The sequence below is a fragment of the Hominimerdicola alba 8 genome (assembly GCF_000178155.2).
Lineage (GTDB): Bacteria > Bacillota > Clostridia > Oscillospirales > Ruminococcaceae > Hominimerdicola > Hominimerdicola alba_C.
Genome location: NZ_ADKM02000122.1, coordinates 139,154 through 159,891, shown reverse-complemented (window position 1 = coordinate 159,891; position 20,738 = coordinate 139,154). Strand labels below are relative to the sequence as shown.

Sequence of the window (20,738 nt, the reverse complement as noted above, 5' to 3'; positions counted from 1 at the left end):
GCTGGTACAGATGACAAAAAGACCAAGCATGAGATTCTGATCTCTGCCTGGTCTTTTTCACTTTAATATCAGTCGGTAAGAACGCGATCGATATCTTCATGCTGGCGGGTGTAGAGGCTGTAGTAATAGCCTTTCTTTGCCATCAGTTCAGCATGACTTCCCTGCTCAGCTATCTTACCGTTGTTGACTGCGATTATCATGTCTGCATCGACAATTGTGGAAAGTCTGTGTGCTATAACAAAGGTCGTTCTGTTGGCAGTCAGCGTCTTTATAGCTGACTGTATCTTCTTCTCAGTAATGGTATCAACAGATGCCGTTGCTTCGTCCAGTATAAGGATATCAGGGTCGGCAAGCACCGCCCTTGCAAAAGATATCAACTGTTTCTGACCTGTTGAAAGCGAGTTTCCGCCCTCGCCTACAATACTGTCAAGACCGCCCTCAAGTTCTTCAACTATATCGAAAGCGTAAACAGCTTTCAGTGCTGAATATATCTCTTCTTCAGTGGCATCAGGTTTGCCGTACATGAGGTTTTCGCGGATAGTCCCCGAAAACAGGTGAGGTGTCTGTAAAACATAGCCGATATGACTGTGCAGCCACATGACCGAGCGTTCACGGAGGTCTTTGCCGTCCAGCAGTACTCTGCCCTTTGTTGGTTCATAAAATCGGCAAACAAGATTTACCAGTGTAGACTTGCCTGCGCCTGTTTCACCGACTATTGCCACCATACTGCCTTTCGGAATATCCAGTGTGAAGTTCGTAAGCACTTCAGTATCACCATCTGGGTATCTGAAAGATACATTATCAAAGAAGATATCTCCCTTCATTGGTTCCCAGTTTTCACGTTTAGGTGCAAAAGAGTCGCCGTATCTGGAAATGACTTCGGGTGTATCCGAAACATCCGGGCTGACTTCCATCAGCTTTATGTATCTCTCCCAGTTCGCCCTTATTGCAATAAACTGCGAGAGTGTGTTGACGATACTCTGCACAGGTCCCAACATGCCCAGTGCATAAGACATGAACACCGACAGATTACCAATAAGCATGGCATTTTCGATGGTCAGTCTTCCACCCTTCCACAGCACTACTGACAGTGCCAGTGCACTTACAAAGCTGACAGTCGATGAAAACAGCGCTGACAATCTGCCTGAACGCACAGAAACACTGCGCATTTTTTCTGTGTCTTCAAAGAACTTCTTTTCCATCCTTTTCTCGATGGTCATGGTCTTTATAGTACGCACACCTGTGACCATCTCATTCAGGTCGCCTGTTATAACAGAATTTTGCTCTCTGATAAGCCTGTTTATTTTGATAAGTTTTCCCTGGAAAACCATTGAGATAACCGCTGCCGCAATAATAAGCAGAAACACTGCCAGAAACAGCGATGGCGAGATCACAAGCATATTAAACAGTATACTTACCAGATAAGCGCCGCTCCAGACAATATCCATCAATCGCCATGCAACGGTTTCTCCGATCTTTGAAGTATCACTCATTATTCTTGAATGGATAGAGCCGACACTGTTGCTGTTGAAATATGAAAGTGAAAGTTTCTGAATATGTCTGAAAGATCTGTTTCGCAGGTCACGGTTCACCGAAACTTCTATCATACCGCACAGAATGGCTGAGATATATGAACCCGCCACTTGAATCACCAACAGCAGGACATAAAGAAAAATAAACTTTTTCAGCGTATCCAGCGTTTTGTCTGCAACATAATGATCGAGGGCATACCTGTTGAACAATGGGAAAACCGAGTCACAGGCACTGCATATAAATCCCGCGACTATCATAATGATCATTTTCTTTCTGTACGGCTTACTGACTTCCACCATCATTGACAGTGTATCAGATCTGCCTGCCCGATTGTAATTCATAAATATCTCTGTATATTCCCTTTCTTAAAATAAGTTCCTGATGCGTTCCGTGATCGGTCACGCGGCCTTTGTCAAGCACATATATTCTGTCACAGCCCGCTATGGTCGTTATGCGGTGAGCGATTATTATCATGGTCATGCCGCTGTACTTTTCATAAAGCGTTTTTCTTATTCGCTCATCGGTTTCAGCATCAAGTGCTGAAAAAGAGTCATCAAGTATCAGCACATCTGCATTCTTTACAAGCCCTGCCGCGATAGCACAGCGCTGTTTCTGTCCGCCTGAAAGTGTTACACCCCTCTCGCCTACATAAGTGTCCAGCCCGTTTGTGAAGGTATCGATAATACCGTCAAGTGCAGCATCGCGGGCAGCAGAATCGATCTGCTCACGGCTTATATTTTCGCAGGATATGCCTATATTTTCAGCAATAGTTCCTGAAAACAGGAACGGTTCCTGCTGAACCTTCGAGAAACGCCGCCTGTAATCGGTCAGCGAATATTCTCTGATATCCCTGCCCATAAACTTTATCACACCTCTGACGCGATCTTCATCGCAAAGTCGTGTCAGAAGGTCTGTCAAGGTGCTTTTACCTGAACCTGTACCGCCGATAATGCCTATCTTCTCGCCTTTTTTAACTTCAAGGTCGATATCAGTCAGTACATCTGTGCCGTCTTTGTAAGAAAATGAAACTTTCTCAAAACTTATAAGAGCATCGCTTTCCTCTTTGAACTCCTTACTTCCCGCATCAAGTTCTTCGGGTACTGAATTCATGATATACATTATCCTGTCTATTGAAACTCCGGCGCGGCTGAGGTCGGCTATAGTTCTGCCCAGTTCTCTGACAGGCCATGTCAGCATAGCGTTATATGAAACAAATGCTATGTAATTACCTGCTGTGATATCGTCTTTTACGCATAATACCGCACCAAGTATGACCACCAGCATGACCTGAAGTCCCGATATGAAGTCGCCCATTGACCAGAATATGCTGAGTATTCGCATTATACGAACCCAAAGCATAGTATAGTTCTCGTTTTTAGTGATAAACCTGTCGCACTCATAGGCTTCTTTTCCGAAAGCCCTGACTACTCTGATACCCGTCAGGTTTTCCTGAACTATAGAGGACACTACGCCCTCTTCGTTGTCAGCTTTCATAAAAGTCTTACCGATACGCGAATGGAAGAACAGCGAATATCCCACTATTATCGGGATAAATCCTGCGGCAATAAGTGTCAGCCTGACATTTATCTTCAACATAAAAAACATGCTGAGAACTATCAGCAGGATTATCCTCACAAATGATGTCAGTTGTGCCGAAACAAAGTTCTTGACCGTTTCAACATCTGAGGTACAGCGTTGTATCATGTCCCCTGCGGGATTTTTCTGATGCCACGCCATCGGCAGCTTATCAGTGTGAGCATAAAGTGTGTTGCGCAGTCTTTTCACGAATTTTTCAGCACCCGCCGAGTTTGATGCACCGCTGAGATATTTTATTCCCGCTGATAAAAGCCCCACACCTATGACAGCCAGTGCAGGTATGTAAATATGTTTACCTATATACTCTGTGCCGCCGAACGATCTGATAAAAAAACTTTCGATGCCGTTTTCGGGCAGAACTTCGTTTCCGATAACATAGTCTATCACACAAGAGATTATGCGTGGATTAATAAGCTCGGTCAAAGCGGCAGCGGCTGAAAGAAGCATTGTCGCAACAAAAAATCCCAGCGAACCTTTGAGTTCGTACCGCAAAAACGAGGCTTTACCTGCAAATCTCGGTCTGTTTTCAGTTTTTTTCATATTATCTCCCTGATTGCTGCGTAGTTTGCCGCAGTTGATACCCAATTATTATAACATATCTCCTGAAATATTTCAACTGCTAAATATAAAACAGGCAGCTTCTCGTGATGAGAACTGCCTGTTTATATCAGCATTATTTAAAGAGTATAGCTTTTTGGCGCATCAGTGAAAGAGCAGATATCAGCCTTGCCGCTCTTGAACGAGAAAACTGTCATTACACCGTCATCAACGTTGTACATGTTTCCGAGTTCGGGGTATGCTTCAAGCATAGCCACTCTCGCTTCACGGCGGGTATCCTCTTCAAGTTCACCTGACAGGCGTATCCATGTGCCGCCTTTCATGCCGCTTATCTCAACTTTAGGGTCAGCGGTTATCTGCTTGTAGACATCTTTCTTATTGCTGGTGATGATATAGAGTTTCCCTTCAAACTCGCAGACAGCACCAAAAGGTCTTACACGGGGCTGATCACCATCGCATGTGGCGATGTAAAAAGTACCGCAGCTTTTCAGATATTCGAGTATTTCTTTCATGATATCATTCCTTTCGTTATTTTGCGGTACAAGACCGCATTATCATTATAGCACAGCATTCTGAAAATTGCAAGTACGAATTACTTCCAGCAGTCATCAAGAAAGTCTATCCTGCCATAGACAAAACTGATAATATCCACCACTTTGTCTATCTTCCATGCGTCCTCACCTAAATCATTTTCCAATTTGCCTGAATCTTCGATAACATTTTTGGCAGTTTCACGAAGAGCGCCGCTTTCAGACAATTCAGACCATCTTGCCTTTACTATATCTTTGAACCATTCAGCTTTCATTGCAGTTATGAACCAGGGGTTGGAACGATCCTGTTTGCCAACTTCAGGCTGAAAAGTGCAGGCGTAGTACGAACCATCAGCATTGCCTTCGTAAGCCCAGTTGAAATCCCAGGGCGCTAAAAATGTCAGCTTTTCGTAGACACTGTCAGCTGAAAAGTCCCTTGCCATGTAGAAACTGCCCTCGCCCACATCGTAGTTGTGGACAAGTTCTTCAAGTATCAGCATATCCGCCAGTGATCCAAGATCTATCACAGCGCTGACAGCTTCCTGCGGAGTCATGTCATCAGCTGTGACGACATTATACGCTGTATCGAATTTCATCGCGATATCATTTTCAGCAGCTTCATATAGTATCTTAAAGACACCTGCGGTGTAATTACCGATAAAGTCAAGCTGTCCCTGAGTATTTATATCGCTCTTTATGCTGTATTCAGCCGAAACGAACTTTCGCTTTTGACCTGAGATATCCTCTGCTTCAGCACCTTCATAGTCCATCACGAAAAATGGGTGAGTTTCATCAGGGTAGTTGTCTATTTCCAGCAGATAACCGATTTCTGTACTGTTATCGTCTTTTTTGGGTTCATGCACATCAACTCTGCCGACAGCAGCCTGATTTTGCTCGCAAAGGTCGTATATGCCTTTGTATTCACCGTTTATGTAGAGATTTACAAACATGATATCAGTGTTATAATATTTACCGTCAAAGATGGTCTTTGCCAGCTTCTGCGCGGTATAATCGGTGCCAAGATTCCAGTAGGAACGCAGCAGCACCCAGCTTTTATAGGCATTCCCATCATGGAGTCCAAGCATGTTCTGCTCTTCCTCAAATTTTATGCGGTACGGCTTTTCATCACCCTGATCAGCCGAAGAATTACCCCTTACTTTTACGCCTCCTGCCGCAGTCATTTTGAAAGCATCATCACAGTTGAACACATCTATCATGCCTGCAACATAAGAGTCTTTAGATATCACAGGATAGTCGCTCTCGGTAGTGATGTTGATACACGGAGCATCTTTCAATGCAGAGATCTCTTCAAACATGGCAGATATATCTGCTTCTTTTTCGGCATACTGCGCTTTGACTTCTGTAAGATCGGGCATCGGCGTTTCGGTAACCATCACAGGGGTGTCATCAAGCACAAAAGTTGGATCCTCTGCATGTTCTTCTGCAATACTGCTTTCATTTTTTGCAGAAGAGATCACTGAACTTTCCTTTCCATTCTCCTCTTTGTTTGATGCGCAGCCGCCAAAAACAGCAGCGATAAGACAGACAGCACATATCAGCGCAATTGATCTCTTCATTTAAATATCCCTTTCACCCATTTTATTCCGTTATTTTCCTGCCATCTCGCAACCAATGGCTTTTGCTTCTTCAAGAAGGTCAGCAAAAATAGCATCATGTCTGCGCTGTTTTGCATCTCCGTCAAACATTGTCCAGTTAAAGCGTGAATAATCCTTTACCTGAACCGTATCAGCCGCTATAAGTACCTTTGTAGGTCCGACAAAGCGGCTAAGTGTACTCTGATAGTTGCTGACCATTTCGTGATAGAAACCGCCTTGTTCGTAAGCAGAGTCATCGGCGTTGCTTGTCATTATAAATAAAACAGGTATCTGTCTTGTATTGCAGCTTGGCTTTTCATTATTGTAAGTCAAGTACTGGAAGATAAGTCGTTCATACAATGCCCTGAAAGATGCACTGGCTTCGCCCAGATAATTAGGTGTGCCAATGACCAGACCATCAGAATCACTTATCTTTTTCAGCACAGGTTTGAGTGCATCATTGCAGATACATTCGCCCGCGTGTTTTTCTGTCTTGCACCCAAAACAGGAGATACAGCCTGTGTATCTCTCCAACGAATACAGGTCGATGACCTCAGTTTCAGCACCCGACTGAGCGGCACCGTCTGCTGCGGCACGTACCAGCTGTGCTGTGTTCCAGTTCTTTCTGGGGCTTGCATTTATAGCGATAATATTCATATTTTCACCTCGTTTTATCTATCAGCTTTCTGACTTCATCTAAGCTGAGTCCATTCTCAGCCGCTATGCGTGAGATATCATCATATTCCGGTTTTATTCTTATGACACCGTATCCGCCGGACTTTTTCACACTGATATCACCGAATTTTGTGTGAACAGTGCATTCTTCACGTTCAAGTACATACCTCTCACATAGTTTTTCACGCACACCTATAGTAGAAGTGTGTCTGAATATCAGCGGAAGAATTGCTTCACACTGTTCCTCTCTGCAAAGCACAGTCAGCATTACAGCAGGACGGTTTTTCTTCATTGAGATCGGTGTAGTGAATACATCTGCTGCCCCTGCCGCCAGCAATGTTTCAACAGCAAAGCCTATATCTTCGCCCGTCATATCATCAAGATTGCAGACCAGTTCACAGATACGGTCTGTTTTGTCTTCGGTTTCTCCCAAAAAAGCGCGGACACAATTAAGTCTTGAAAACTCTTTGTGACCCATACCATACCCTACTGCTTCCGTTTTCATCACAGGCATGGTACCGAATTCATCAGCAAAATATTTAAGCAGAGCCGCACCTGTAGGGGTGCAGAGTTCGCCCTCTATCTCACCTCCGTAACTAGGTACACCACGCAGAATATAAGCAGTCGCAGGTGCAGGTACAGGAAGAATCCCGTGAGCACATCTCACATATCCACTGCCGACATGAACAGGCGAAACAACTACCCTGTCAGGTGAGAGCATCTCCATAAGCAGACACACACCCACAACATCAACGACAGCATCAAGTGTACCTACCTCATGAAAGTGTATCTCATCAACTTTCCTGCCATGAACATCTGCTTCAGCATCAGCTATAAGTCGGTAGACCGCTCTAGCATCTTCACGTACTTTCTCAGATATGGGCATGTTAGAGATAATATGCTCGATATCATGAAGACTGCTGTGATGGTGATGCTCTTTATGGTGCTCATGGTGATGTTCGTGATGATGTTCATGCTCATGATGATGGTGCTCATGTATATCCTCGGATATCTCTTCTTCTCCATGAATATGAACATGTATCCGTGTTCCGAATATTCCCTGCATCTCGGCTTTTTCGGCAGTGATGTCCACACCTTCAAGTCCCAGAGCGTTCATCTTATCCAAAAAAGCCTTACGGTCAGGCAGCAGTTCGAGCAATGCCGCCGTAAGCATATCGCCCGCAGCACCCATTCTGCATTCAAGGTAGAGTGTTTTCATTTTTCCTCCCGATATGGTTTATCATACTTGCTTGGTAGGCAGCACCAAATCCGTTGTCGATGTTAACTACACTGACCCCGCTTGCGCAGGAATTCAGCATTGATAGCAGAGCAGACAATCCGCCGAAACTCGCGCCGTAGCCCACACTTGTAGGAACTGCGATCACAGGGCAGTCTGCAAGACCGCCTACCACGCTTGCCAGCGCACCCTCCATGCCTGCGATTGCGATTATCACAGTGGCAGACATTATCTCCTCGAGGTGAGCCATAAGCCTATGAATACCTGCAACACCGACATCATATAGCCTTACGACTTCATTTCCCAGAAATTCAGCGGTAAGTGCAGCTTCTTCGGCAACAGGGATATCACTGGTACCGCCTGTGGATATAACTACCCTGCCAATACCGTCAGCGGGTCTGTTTCCGCCTATGACAGCTATGCCGCAGTCAGGATGATAGTCAATACTGTACTTTTCTGAAACAGCAGCGGCGGCATCCACCGTGAGCCTTGTTATCAGTACACGGTGCTGACCGTGTTTCAGCATAGAACTGATGATGCCGCATATCTGTTCAGGAGTTTTACCTGCACCATAAATGACCTCACCTGTGCCTTGCCTGAGCCCTCGATGATGGTCAACTTTAGCATATCCGATATCTGAAAACGGTTGCTGCTTCAATCTAAGCATGGCATTTTCAACCGAGATATCACCATTTGCCACTTTTTCCAGCACACTGAGCAGTTCACTCTGTTCCAAAGCCGCTCCTCCCTTTTGCATGAATTTACAATCAGTATAACATATTGCAGTTTGTTTTTCAATGCGAAATACATACAAATATTAAAAGCGATTATTATCGAATGCAACTAAACGCTTTTCAATTCACAGCAAGCATTTAACATATCCTATAAAAAACGCCCGCCATTGCTGACGGGTGTTTTGCTTATTTCTTTATACGTATTATGGAATTCCTCGGGTAGACCCTTTCAGATGCTATCGAAAAACTCATAGCTGCATGATTTGCAGTTTCTATGGAGTTTCCATATTCATCAAACATTTCTGTTACAGTAAACTTTTCAGGTTCACCATCAGGAGAAAGGACTTCTACCTCATCGCCAAGATTGAACTTGTTTCGCTGCTCAGCGAATATCCTGCCGTTCTCACACTTATCAACTATTGCCACGACATCATATTCTCTGACATATCCGCTGTTCTCATAATACTGGCTCTCTTTCGGGTGACCAAAGAAAAAACCTGTGCAGTAAGCGCGGTGACTGACCTTGAAGACCTCGTCCTTAAGCCACTGAGGAAGAACGTAATTGTCAGGGTCAGCTTTGTAGATATCCATTGCTTTGCGATAAGCATTGGTTATGACTGAAACGTAGTAGGACGACTTTGCACGCCCCTCAATCTTAAAGCTGTTGACACCTGCCTTAGCCAGCTTGTCGAGATGCTCGATAAGACACATATCTTTTGCGTTCAGTATGAAAGTTCCCTGCTCGTCCTCGAATATCGGATAAAACTCATTGGGGCGTTTTTCCTCCATAAGATGATATCCCCACCGACAGGGCTGTGCGCACTCGCCGCGATTGGCATCGCGGTTTGTAAGGTACTGCGAAAGCAGACATCTTCCCGAAAAGCTGACACACATCGCGCCGTGAACAAAGCACTCTATCTCCAACTCATCAGGCGTTTTAGCTCTTATCTCTGCAACTTCCTCAAGCGTCAGTTCTCTTGCCAGCACCACTCTTTTTGCGCCCATGTTATAGAACTCATTTGTAGTGACATAATTCACCACTCCCGCTTGTGTAGAGATATGTATCTCAGTATCGGGCGCGAATTTCTTAGCCAGCGACAAAAGCCCTAGATCGGTGATTATCAGTGCATCGACACCTGCATCTACTGCTCCCTTTACAAAGCCCTCAAACTGCGGTATCTCGTTGTTTCTTGGCAGTGTATTGCAGGTAAGGTATACCCGCTTGCCGCGACGGTGTGCTTCTGCACACCCCTGTGCCAGAAGTTCAGGAGTAAATTTAGCCGAAGCTGCCCTCATGCCAAAGGCAGTTCCTCCAAGATAGACCGCATCTGCGCCATAATCAAGCGCAGCATACAGTCTTTCCATATCGCCTACAGGCGACAGAATTTCCAGTAATCCAGACATAGTATCTTCCTTTTAATAATACTCGTTGTACTCTTCGCCGTTGTCTTCTTCGGTATCCTCGTCGTTTTCAACAGCTTCTATCAGACCTGCCTTGATCTGGTTTGCTTCATGCTCTTCAAGAGTTTCAGCATAGAATGTTTCACCTGTTTCAAGGTTGTTGCAGAAGTAATAGTAATTGGTCTTCTCAGGATTAAGAACAGCATTTATAGCCTCGATACCGGGGTTGCATATAGGACCTGCCGGCAGACCCTCAATGGCGTAGGTATCATAATACTCGGTAAAGTGAGCGACCATGTCATCGTTGCCTGCTTTCTTCTTGATGACCTGATCTATATACTTGTAAGTGGTATCAGTCTGAAGCATCGGGAAAGTGTCGGGATCTTTCAGACGATTAAGGAATACCGAAGCAATTCTCGGCATCTCATCAACGTTAGCCGCTTCAAGCTGAACGATCGAAGCAAGTGTCATGGTATCATTCAGTGTAAGACCCATGCTGTTCATCTTGGTATACATGCTGTCGGTTATCTTTGAGTCAAAGTGTTCTCTCAGTATCTTAGTGATATTGTATGCCGTGTCACCAACATAAAACTCGTAGGTGTCGGGGAAGCAATAGCCCTCTCTGGAATAGAAAGCATTCTCGTTGTCTGTAATATAACTTTCAAATTTATAGCCCAGATCCTTCTTGAATTCAAACAGGAAGTCATCAGCCGAGCAAACGTTGGCTTGTTCCAGCTGATCGGCAATATCAACAAGATAAGAACCTTCGATAAATGTCAGTGTTACAGTTTCATAACGTTCTCTCTGAACTTCCATTTCCTCGATTATATCCGAGTAAGACATAGAAGGTTTAAGTGTAATATCACCGGGATAGATCTTCTTAGGCTTCATAAGTTTTACGGCCATTAGGAAAAGATCCTTGTTCTTGATAATGCCGTTCTCAAAAAGCAGATCCGCTATCTCCTCATTAGTAGAACCTTCGGGTATATTGAAAGAGATATCGTTCTCGTCCTTACCTATACCATAGAATTCCATACCTACAGTCAGACCGCCAACTGCCAGCAGCATCGAAACAGTCAGTATTATGGTAACAAGGATTATACCTCCAAATATAGAGCCATTGAACCCTATACCGCCTTTTTTCTTTTTCTTTCTGCCCTTTTTAGAACGTTTTTTTCTCTTTTTCGGGGTATCGGTATGCTTTTCGTTTTCCTTTTTGACGGGAGTATTGTTTGTTTCCTCCTCGTCTTCGTCCTCTTCCTCAGCTTCTTCGTCATCAGAGTTTTTGCCGAAATGCTTTTTCAGTTCACTGTCTTTCTTTGCTTCGTCAGGCAGTATCTTTTCATCACCTATCACAGGAACTGCTGCAACTACATCAGACTCACTATCAGCAACATCGGGGACGGTTTCTTCGATAACGTTCTCAACAACTTCATCAGTTTTTATTTCAGAAGGTCTGTTCTTCTTTTTGACAGATGCCAGCAGTTCGTCTATCTCATCAGAACTGATCTTCTGATGTTTTTTTTCGCTATTGTTTGAAATGTCGTCGTTATCCTCATTAAAAAGATCGTCTATATCAAACTTTTTATCACTCATTATATTAGTAACCCTTTCTCTATTAATCTTGTCCACAGGTCTTTTATCCAACCACGCTCAGTGATAACATAGTCAAGATTGATATCATGTTCATCATGAGGAAGTTCTCCGTCAGCTACACAGCGTTCGCAGCACAGACCTACAGTAATGCCTTTGAAATCAGCAAGGAATCTGTCATAAAAGCCTTTGCCGAAACCCAGTCTGTAGCCTTTATTGTCGCAACTCAGCGCAGGCACAAAGCACACCGGCCGATCAAATACATCCACACGTTCGCAGTAAGACTTCGGTTCAAGGATCCCGTAACTGCCTACTTCCAAATCATCAAAGCTGTTTATGACATAAAAGTGCATTATATTAGAGTCTTTTTCACATCTCGGACAAAGAACTCTGCCCAAACCGCGCTTAGCATCTTTCAGGTAAAACTCCATCAGTTTCCTTGTGCCTATCTCAAACTCACCTGAAACATAGATCAATTTATCTCCGTCAATATGGGAATGTCCGTTTTGAGTAAAGCAGATGAACACCATTTTTTCGATGTAATCCATCTCTTCTTTTGTAAGGCTCTTTCTTATCTTTTTGTAATATTCACGCAATTCAGCTTTTGTCAGTTCTGACATTGTATCCCCCTTTTGATCTCATCAGCCTTTTCAGCAGATACCAGCTTCTCAACAAGTTTCAGTGCGAACTCAATGCAGACACCTGCACCCTTTGCTGTAATGAACTTTCCGTCCTCAGCAACACCGATCTCAGCGATCTCAGCGCCTTCCAAATCCTTTTCAAAACCCGGAAAGCACACAGCTTTTCTGCCTTTTAGCAGACCTTTATGCCCCAGTATGCTTGGTGCCGCACATATTGCTGATACGTATTTATCGTTCTTTACACAGTAGTCTATCGCCGCCTGAACATAGTCATTGTTTTCAAGGTTCAGCGTACCCGGCATGCCGCCCGGCAAAACTATCATTTCGAGCTTATCATCAAGTGTGATCTTGTCAACTGTAGTATCTGCGTTAAAGACAACCTTATGCGAAGCAGTTATCTCGGTGCTGTCAACACCGACAGTGACCACCTCAACGCCTGCGCGTCTGAGAATATCTATCGGAGCAAGAGCTTCCAACTCTTCAAAACCGTTTGCAAGAAAAACATATACCATAATTTGAACCTCCGTCTATTTAAAGATCGCAACATACTTATTAAGCAAAAATTCAGGGTGATAAGACATTTTAGACTTTCTGAGTCCCTCGATGCCCATATCCTCTTCCCTGTTTATATATCTTAGATCAGCCGCATTCAGTCTGGCAAACTGCTGGCAAAGCATTGGATAAGCACCGTTAATGTCACTTCTCGCCTTTTCGATATGTACCACAAAGGTATCACTGTTTAGCTGTTCGCCAATGGTCATACCGACGATCTTGCCATCGACCCTGAGAATACCGCCTTTAAGTTCCAGTTCATCAAAATTCATCAGAAAATTGTGTATTGCAAACTGCTCTATCGCCGCAGAACGGCTTTCATCTTCACTGCTGTTGTAGAATTCTGCGGCAAAAAGCACACATTCATCTATGCTGTCAGATGTCATAGCTTCAAAACTCCAGTTATTATCCATAAACCGCTTTACGTGGTTTCGCTTACCATGAAATCTCTTGCCTGCAAATTCTATAAGATCCTGCGCTTTGTAGATGTAATCGGAATTTCCTCTGTCATATTCAAAACTGACTCTGTCGCCATAAACATCTTTGAGCCAAGGGATATCCTCCTCTGACACTGAACAGATCATCAGCTTGTGACCCATTGATGCAAAGTGCTCTTCAAGTTCATCAAAGAGCGCTATTATACGCTTTTTGCCATCATCATCTTTTCTTACACCCACAGGGAAGATCACATACGGTACTCCGCTGTCAAAACCCATCAGAATGTAAAAGTCACCATGTATGCAGACCACAGAATCATTCAGCCGATGCCATGCGAAATTGTTCGCAAAGCTGTATTCACAGCCTCTAAAGTCGGATATACTGAGTCTTTTGACTACCTCTTCCCTGTCTGACAGCCTGATCTTTCTGAAATCAAACATATTTAACCTATCAATTCTATGATTTTACCGAATATTTCCTCTATGCTGAGAGGTTCGCCGTCCCTGCCGCATTCAATGATATGCCAGCCCTGTCTTTTGGCAGTAAAAAGTGCAGCACTGCGGCACTTATAAAGAAATTCTATATTCTTTTCGTGTATATCCTTTTTGCTCTCATCGCCGTCATATCTGGCAGATAAAAGCTTCTGGGATATCTCGATAGGCATGTCCAGAAAAATAACTTTGGTGGGCTTCGGCAGACCGAGTTTCTCATACTCATAGTCTTCCAGCCATTCGAGATAACTCTCCCACTGTTCTTCGGGCAGCTTAGTCATCTGATAGATACAGTTCGATGTAACATACCTCGCCGCCAGTATAAGACTACCCTCAGCGTGATCCTTCTCCCAGTATTTCTTGTAGCTGACATATCTGTCTGCCGCATAGAAACTGGAAGCCGCATAAGCATTAACAGCCTCAGCACTGCCTGCTATCTCACCATTGAGATACATCTGTACCAGTGTAGAAGACGGATCATTATAATCAGGAAAGCTGATAGCTTTCAGCTTCACGTCTTTCCCTTTGAGATATTCCGTCAGCTTTTCAAATTGAGTGGACTTTCCGCTGCCGTCAAGTCCTTCTAATACTATCAATTCAGACATTGAAACCATCTTTCATATTTTTATATTCTTCCTGCATCTGCTTGACTTTTCCGCAGCTCATTTTACCTTCAGGACATCGTCCTGTCATAACACATGAAGGTCCTGCATTTCTGAAAACATTTGGTGCAGCTTCATAGCAAAGTCTGAGCATCTCGTCAGCTACAGCTTTTATCTCCCACTGTGCGCGGTTGCAGCAGCGGTGTTTAAAAAAATTGAAGAGCGTTCTGACATTCATTGTTACAACTATCTTTGTTTCGCAGGCGTTCGGCAGAACAAATCTTGCATCTTCATTTGCCTTTTTGCGAGCATTTCTTGATGCAGTCTTCTCGTCCTGCCCCATAGCAATTAGATCGGCTTTGTGTTTTTCAGTAAGTATATCAGCCAGCTTATTGTAGTTTGCAGTCGCATCTGCCATAGACTGTTCAAACATCGCCTTAGCCTCAGGTACGGCTTCTATCTCTGGCGGAATGATAAAATCAAAGCCGTCCTCGTTTACATAACGCTGACTTTTCTGAGAATAGGAAGCTATCCTGTGGCGCACCAGCTGATGCGAACATGCGCGGGATATACCCTCTATACCAAAGGTGAAACTGACATGTTCCATGACGCTCTCATGCCCGATCATCGCCAGCATATTGACAAATTCAGCAGTCTTCTCCTCGTCAAGCCCATCTTTCAGCGAACCTATGTCACTGCTGGAATAACAAAGTTTTGCAGCAGTAGCAATAACTTTTTCAGGTTCGGGCGTATGTGCTATCAGCATTACCTTCATAAATCTTCCACCCCTCATTTCATAGATACTTTATTATAGCACTTTTTCAGTGTTAAGTCAACTAAAATTGTGACTTGCGTCAAAATTTCTGAAAATTACACAAAAAAGCGACAGTTAAACTCTGCCGCTTGAATGAAAACATTTTTATTTTACACTGTTCAGCAATTCATCTGCGTTTTCCAGCATAAGTTCGGTGATATTGTCACCGCCCATTATACGGGCAATTTCGTACTTTCTGCCCTCGTGATCCAGCTTTCTCACGCTGGTAGATGTCCTGTCACCGACAATATTTTTTTCGATCAGCAGGTGATTATCTGCCATTACAGCGATCTGCGCCAGATGAGTTACACAAAGCACCTGTCTGTGACGTGAGATCTGCCGCAGTTTCAAACCTATCTTTTGCGCTGCGCGCCCGCTGACACCTGTGTCTATCTCGTCAAATATCAGCGTATCGATAGAGTCTTTCTCGGCGATGACATTCTTAAGTGCCAACATAATACGCGAGAGTTCACCGCCCGATGCGATCTTAGCTATCGGACGCGGGTCTTCTCCCACGTTTGCTGAGATCAGAAATTCTACACTGTCCATTCCGTTAAGGGTAAGTTTACCTGTTTCCTGGCTGACTATCAGCCTGACATTAGGCATATTCAAAAATTCCAGTTCATCTGTCACCTGTTTTACAAAACGTTTTGCCGCCTCACGTCTGAATTCTGAAAGCACCTTTGCTTTATGTGAAACTTCCGTCAGCAGACGATTCTTTTCGTCAGCAAGCGCCTGTATGCTTTGCTCGGAACCTGTCAGTTCTGCAAGTTCTTCTTCACTTTTACGCAGAGTTTCCATGACATCACTAAGCTCAGGTCCGTACTTTTTGCAAATCTTTCTCAGATCATCAGAACGCTGATTGAGCCAATCAAATCTTTTTGGGTCAACATCAAGGCTGTCAAGGATCCCTGAAAGTTCTCTTGAGATATCATCAAGTTCTATCGCAGCAGAGTTGAGTCGTTCATAGAGCGGTGTCAGTTCTGCCATTATATCAGTAAAATCGTCAAGCCTGTCCGAGCATTCGGAGACAAGTTCTGATATACCTTTATTTTCATCATCCCCCGAAAGCATCATGTCTGCCGCATAGACAGCCTCCGATATTGCGACTGAGTTTTTAGATATCTCCAGTTCTGATGCAATAAGTTTTTCTTCATCGGGATCGGTGATATCCAGAGCGTTTATCTCAGAGATGATCTCCTCCAGTTCGGCTATCCTGAACTCTTTCCTGCCTTGCTCTTTGTTCAGTCTGTTGATCTGCTTTGCAACATTTTGCAGTTCGTGGAAAGACTGCCTGTAATCCTCGATCAGCCCGTCAGCTTCGGCATAACTGTCAAGGATATTTATGTGCTTTTCAGGTGCCATAAGTATTTGATTGTCATGCTGACCATGAATATTCACAAGCATGCCACCTATATCTCTCAGCAGAGAAATATTCACAGCACGCTGATTTATCCGCGCAACACTTCCCCCGTCAGACCGTATCTCACGGGTCAGGAAAAGCTGTCCTTCTTCACAATCTATACCCATTTCTGCCAGATGCTCTGCGATATCCTTTCCGATATCGGTAAAAAGCCCTGAAATTATTGCTTTATCGGCACCGGTCCTGACGATATCCTTTGTAACACGCTGTCCGAGAATGGCATTTATGCCGTTTATCAGTATGGATTTACCTGCACCTGTTTCGCCCGTGAATGCGTTGAAACTCGATGTAAATTCGATAGATGCTTTTTCAATAACTGCAAGATTTTCGATATAAAGTTCACTTAACATTTATTTTTCGTCCTTGCTGTACAAAATAATATTCAGCTCACGTACAAGCCGTTCAGCGTCCTTCTGTGTACGCATGAGCATAAAGATAGTGTCATCTCCTGCAATAGTACCCACAGAATTCTCGATATCCGTTCCGTCCAGCTTTGCACATACCGCCTGTGCCATACCCACATGGCACTTTATCACCACCGTGTTCATAGCATGGTCTACACTTACCACTGCAGAATGCAGCAGACTGAAAGTTTCACTGTTTCCGCGTTTAAGCCCCTCTTTTCTTAGTTTTGGGACTGCATAGCGGCTGTTGCCCATATCGTCGGTTATCTTTATCAGCGAGAGTTCTTTGATATCTCTGGAGAGTGTTGCCTGTGTAACGAACATTCCGCTCTTTTCAAGTTCAGCCCGAAGACTCTCCTGCGTGTCGATATAGCTGTTCTGAACAAGCTGGAGAATAAGTTCATGTCTTTTAGATTTCAACACTATCCCTCCGTATCTTTAAGGGGTCTCATCAGTTTTGAATTGACTGACGAGAAAAAGCTGCCGCCGCTTATATCGATTATATCCAGACTTTCATCTGCGCGGCTGATGTTGATCTCGTCACCGTCAGATAGCCTGTATACGATGTTTCCGTCCACATTGAGGTGAACGTGGGCGTTGTCGGCAGTATGACATCTGACAGTGATCTGACTGTCAGATTTGAAGATCATAGAACGTGCAAAAAGCGAGTGTGGGCATATCTGTGTAAATTCGATGCACTCCATCTCAGGCTCGATTATAGGTCCGCCGGCAGACATTGAGTAGGCAGTCGCACCTGTGGCGGTGGAGAATATAACTCCATTTGCCCTCAGCAGCGAAACTGTCTGATCGTCCTTTATGACTTCAAAATCCGATATTTTACAGTCGTCCGAGCGTGACACGACCACATCGTTAAGTGCCGTGTAGATTTCTTCACCGCCGCTGGCAGATGCTTTAAGCATCATTCGTCTGCTGATTGTGTAATTGCCGTCAGTAAGATTTCTTAGCAGATGCAATTGCGAATGTTCAAGTGAAGCCATAAAGCCGAGCCTTCCGCAGTTTATACCGAGAATAGGTGTTTTCAGCTTTGAAGCCCTGCCCGCACACTTAAGTATCGTACCATCGCCGCCGATGGCTATGATGATATCTGCATTGTCCATACACTCTTCGGTCGAACCAAAGTTCATTCCGTGAACATCAGCAAATACCTCTTTGTACTTTTCGCTGACAGAATATTCTATACCACAGCTTCGCAGCACATTACAAGCCTCGACTGTATATTCGCCGCAGTTAGTCTTACCGAGATTTGGATATAAAAAAACTTTCATTTTACTCACCTACTAAAAAAGCCTTATCAACCAGCTTTTTCACGTCAATCGCCGCCGTTTTCAGATCGATGTTCTTTTCAAGGCATGCCAGATACTCCCTGTTGCCATCGCCGCCTGTTATCTCAGACGGCACAATTCCTGCCACCGAAAGTCCACAGCGTTCAAAAAGTGAAAGCATGCAGTTTATGACCCTGATGTGGTCTTTTTTATCTTTGACAACACCCTTTTTGTTCAGTGCTGACTTGCCTGCTTCAAACTGAGGTTTTATAAGTACAGCCATCTTTCCGCCGACCTTAAGGCAGTCTGCCAGCGCAGGCATCACAAGTGTCAGCGAGATAAATGACAGGTCAACGCTGATAAGATCGGGAAGTTCGGAGAAATCAGAAGCAGTCAGGTATCTTGCATTTACACCCTCCATATTGACCACCCGTTCGTCACAGACAAGGCTTTCGTCAAGCTGACCGTGACCTACATCTACCGCATATACAAGTCTTGCACCGCGACTGAGCATACACTGTGTAAACCCGCCTGTAGAAGCGCCTATATCAGCACATACCATCCTGCTTATATCAAGCGAAAATGCCTGAAAAGCAGTTTCCAGCTTTATCAGCCCACGCCCGACATAGCCGAAATCACTGTCATCGACTTCGATCTCAGCACCATCAGCCACATCAGCCGACGGCTTTGTGCAAACAGTTCCGCTTACTTTTACACAACCTGCTTTTATCATCGTCTTTGCACGTTCACGGCTCTTTGCCAGACCTTTTTCGGTCAGATAAATGTCAAGTCGCATGGCTTGACCTCTCTTTCATCACTCTATAGATCTTTTCAGCAGACAGCCCAAGTTCGTCAAGCAGATCAGCCGTTTCACCATGATGAACATAATCACCGATAGCGAATGCTTCTATGTTACCGCACTCTGCCGCAATTTTTTCAGATAACGATCCGAACTTATAGGCTTCTTCAAAGAAGTATACCTTATCATACTCTTTGATTATCTTAACGATCTCATCTTCTATAGGGAATATTTTTACAAGTTTGAGCACATCACATTTTAAGCCGTCTTTGCCCAGCTTTCCGACAGCGGCAGATACATTATCAAACATTCTGCCATAAGTCAGTATCAGCGAATTTCCGCCATTTTTTATATGAACATGACCCGTACCTGCACTGTCAAGCACTTTGTTTGAAGCCTCGCGTCCGCGCGGATATCTGACTACAGAGATAGCCTTATCCTCCAGTACAGCCTTTTTTAGACAAAGCCGAAGTTCATCATAGTTTGACGGAGAATAAACAGTAACATTCGGGATCGATGTCAGGTAAGAAATATCAAAAATACCCTGATGTGTTTCGCCGTCACTTCCGACTATACCCGCGCGGTCAACACAGATGACGGCATGAAGTCCTCCAATTGAGAGATCGTGTATGATCTGGTCGTAGCTGCGCTGTAAAAAAGTCGAGTAGACTGCAAAAACAGGTATCATACCGGAAGAAGCGAGTCCTCCGCAGAATGTCACTGCATGTTCCTCAGCAATACCTACATCAAAAAATCTTTCCGGGAAATTTTTCGCAAAATATTGCAGACCGGTGCCGTATTTCATTGCGGCAGTTATAGCACAAATGTGCTTGTCAGCTCTTGCCAGCCTGCAAAGTTCTTTGCCCATTACAGATGAAAAGCTGTCGGCGCTGACAACATCAGGATTACCTGTTGATATCTCGAATGAACCGACTCCGTGAAACTCACCCGGATTTGCTTCAGCAGGAGCATAGCCCTTGCCCTTGACAGTATTCACATGCACGAAAACAGGCTTGTGCATCGCTTTTGCTGTCCTGAGTCCTGCCTCAAGTTCTTCAATGTTGTGACCATCGAGAGGTCCGATGAACTCAAAGCCCATATCTTCAAAGAATGTGCTGTGAAGCAGCATGTTCTTGAATGCGTTCTTCGACGAACGCACGACTTTCTTTACAGGCTGACCCACTACAGGAGTCACATCAAGTACCCGTTCAACGGCAGTCTTTGTCTTTAAATAGGAACTTTTTGTGCGCATCTGCGAAAGATATTTTGCCATACTGCCAACGTTGCGTGAAATAGACATCTCGTTATAATTGAGTATAACGATAATGTTTGTTTCACTTTTGCCCGCGTTATTGAGTCCTTCATAACTCAATCCGCCAGACATTGCGCCATCGCCCAGAACAGCAATGGCATGATGTTCGTCACCTTGCAGCTTTTTGGCATAAGCTATACCCAGTGCAGCTGAGATAGAATTTGAACTGTGACCGCTGATAAATGCGTCATGCTCAGATTCATCGGGTCTGCAAAAACCTGATATACCTCCCTCCTGACGGAGTGTGGCAAATTTGTCGAGCCTGCCTGTCACTATCTTGTGAGTGTATGCCTGATGCCCGACATCCCAGACTATCTTGTCCTTAGGTGACTCAAATACTCTGTGCAGAGCAACAGTCAGTTCAACTGTACCAAGATTTGATGCAAGATGACCGCCATTTTTTGAAACGGTCTTGATAAGCAGTGTCCTTATCTGTCTGCAAAGATCATCACACTGCGCAAAACTCAGCTTTTTCAGGTCTTCCGGCAGTTTCAATCTGTAAAGATCTGCTTTGTTTTCAGCCATAA

General features: G+C 44.3%; 19 protein-coding genes. All 19 read right to left on the bottom strand.

Going from position 1 to position 20,738, the window contains the following annotated elements; genetic code table 11:
• Positions 1 to 68 precede the first annotated feature (68 nt).
• On the bottom strand, positions 69 to 1,874 hold the full coding sequence (locus tag CUS_RS14885; protein ID WP_100084600.1) for an ABC transporter ATP-binding protein: 1,806 nt from the start codon (positions 1,872 to 1,874) through the stop codon (positions 69 to 71).
• A complete protein-coding gene (locus CUS_RS14880; protein ID WP_037277671.1) occupies positions 1,846 to 3,669 on the bottom strand; it encodes an ABC transporter ATP-binding protein in 1,824 nt (607 codons plus the stop codon). Before CUS_RS14880 ends, CUS_RS14885 begins: the two co-directional genes overlap by 29 nt.
• A gap of 137 nt (positions 3,670 to 3,806) precedes the next feature.
• On the bottom strand, positions 3,807 to 4,199 hold the full coding sequence (locus tag CUS_RS14875; RefSeq protein ID WP_002852338.1) for a pyridoxamine 5'-phosphate oxidase family protein: 393 nt from the start codon (positions 4,197 to 4,199) through the stop codon (positions 3,807 to 3,809).
• Positions 4,200 to 4,279: 80 nt separating this feature from the next.
• Positions 4,280 to 5,794: a CotH kinase family protein gene (locus CUS_RS14870; RefSeq protein ID WP_002852090.1), complete on the bottom strand. Its 1,515-nt coding sequence runs from the start codon at positions 5,792 to 5,794 to the stop codon at positions 4,280 to 4,282.
• Positions 5,795 to 5,824: 30 nt separating this feature from the next.
• The gene (locus CUS_RS14865; RefSeq protein WP_002852044.1) at positions 5,825 to 6,469 is read right to left on the bottom strand and encodes a flavodoxin family protein; all 645 of its coding nucleotides are present in this window, start codon (positions 6,467 to 6,469) and stop codon (positions 5,825 to 5,827) included.
• 4 nt (positions 6,470 to 6,473) lie between these two features.
• A complete protein-coding gene (gene larC / locus CUS_RS14860; protein ID WP_002852285.1) occupies positions 6,474 to 7,706 on the bottom strand; it encodes a nickel pincer cofactor biosynthesis protein LarC in 1,233 nt (410 codons plus the stop codon).
• Positions 7,687 to 8,460: a nickel pincer cofactor biosynthesis protein LarB gene (larB, locus tag CUS_RS14855; protein WP_002852086.1), complete on the bottom strand. Its 774-nt coding sequence runs from the start codon at positions 8,458 to 8,460 to the stop codon at positions 7,687 to 7,689. Before larB ends, larC begins: the two co-directional genes overlap by 20 nt.
• A gap of 184 nt (positions 8,461 to 8,644) precedes the next feature.
• A complete protein-coding gene (locus CUS_RS14850) occupies positions 8,645 to 9,862 on the bottom strand; it encodes a peptidase U32 family protein (RefSeq protein WP_002852339.1) in 1,218 nt (405 codons plus the stop codon).
• 12 nt (positions 9,863 to 9,874) lie between these two features.
• On the bottom strand, positions 9,875 to 11,455 hold the full coding sequence (gene mltG / locus CUS_RS14845; protein ID WP_050792244.1) for an endolytic transglycosylase MltG: 1,581 nt from the start codon (positions 11,453 to 11,455) through the stop codon (positions 9,875 to 9,877).
• On the bottom strand, positions 11,455 to 12,072 hold the full coding sequence (locus CUS_RS14840) for a 5-formyltetrahydrofolate cyclo-ligase (RefSeq protein WP_002852360.1): 618 nt from the start codon (positions 12,070 to 12,072) through the stop codon (positions 11,455 to 11,457). The genes mltG and CUS_RS14840 overlap by 1 nt, the downstream gene beginning before the upstream one ends.
• Complete coding sequence (locus tag CUS_RS14835; RefSeq protein ID WP_002851955.1) at positions 12,060 to 12,605, bottom strand: DJ-1 family glyoxalase III; 546 nt, start codon at positions 12,603 to 12,605, stop codon at positions 12,060 to 12,062. Before CUS_RS14835 ends, CUS_RS14840 begins: the two co-directional genes overlap by 13 nt.
• 15 nt (positions 12,606 to 12,620) lie before the next feature.
• Positions 12,621 to 13,523, bottom strand: coding sequence for a DUF2156 domain-containing protein (locus tag CUS_RS14830; RefSeq protein WP_002852189.1), 903 nt, complete (start codon positions 13,521 to 13,523; stop codon positions 12,621 to 12,623).
• A 2-nt stretch (positions 13,524 to 13,525) separates the two neighbouring features.
• Positions 13,526 to 14,179: a dTMP kinase gene (locus CUS_RS14825; protein ID WP_002852204.1), complete on the bottom strand. Its 654-nt coding sequence runs from the start codon at positions 14,177 to 14,179 to the stop codon at positions 13,526 to 13,528.
• Entirely contained in the window at positions 14,172 to 14,951 is a 780-nt protein-coding gene (gene thyX, locus CUS_RS14820) for an FAD-dependent thymidylate synthase (protein ID WP_002852347.1), read from the bottom strand. Before thyX ends, CUS_RS14825 begins: the two co-directional genes overlap by 8 nt.
• Positions 14,952 to 15,095: 144 nt before the next feature.
• Entirely contained in the window at positions 15,096 to 16,763 is a 1,668-nt protein-coding gene (recN, locus tag CUS_RS14815; RefSeq protein ID WP_002852141.1) for a DNA repair protein RecN, read from the bottom strand.
• Positions 16,764 to 17,240, bottom strand: a complete 477-nt coding sequence (gene argR, locus CUS_RS14810) for an arginine repressor (protein ID WP_227945480.1) — start codon at positions 17,238 to 17,240, stop codon at positions 16,764 to 16,766.
• The gene (locus tag CUS_RS14805; RefSeq protein ID WP_002851983.1) at positions 17,240 to 18,103 is read right to left on the bottom strand and encodes an NAD(+)/NADH kinase; all 864 of its coding nucleotides are present in this window, start codon (positions 18,101 to 18,103) and stop codon (positions 17,240 to 17,242) included. Before CUS_RS14805 ends, argR begins: the two co-directional genes overlap by 1 nt.
• A gap of 1 nt (position 18,104) precedes the next feature.
• Positions 18,105 to 18,896, bottom strand: coding sequence for a TlyA family RNA methyltransferase (locus CUS_RS14800; RefSeq protein ID WP_002852228.1), 792 nt, complete (start codon positions 18,894 to 18,896; stop codon positions 18,105 to 18,107).
• Positions 18,886 to 20,736, bottom strand: coding sequence for a 1-deoxy-D-xylulose-5-phosphate synthase (gene dxs / locus CUS_RS14795; RefSeq protein WP_002852336.1), 1,851 nt, complete (start codon positions 20,734 to 20,736; stop codon positions 18,886 to 18,888). Before dxs ends, CUS_RS14800 begins: the two co-directional genes overlap by 11 nt.
• Positions 20,737 to 20,738 lie beyond the last annotated feature (2 nt).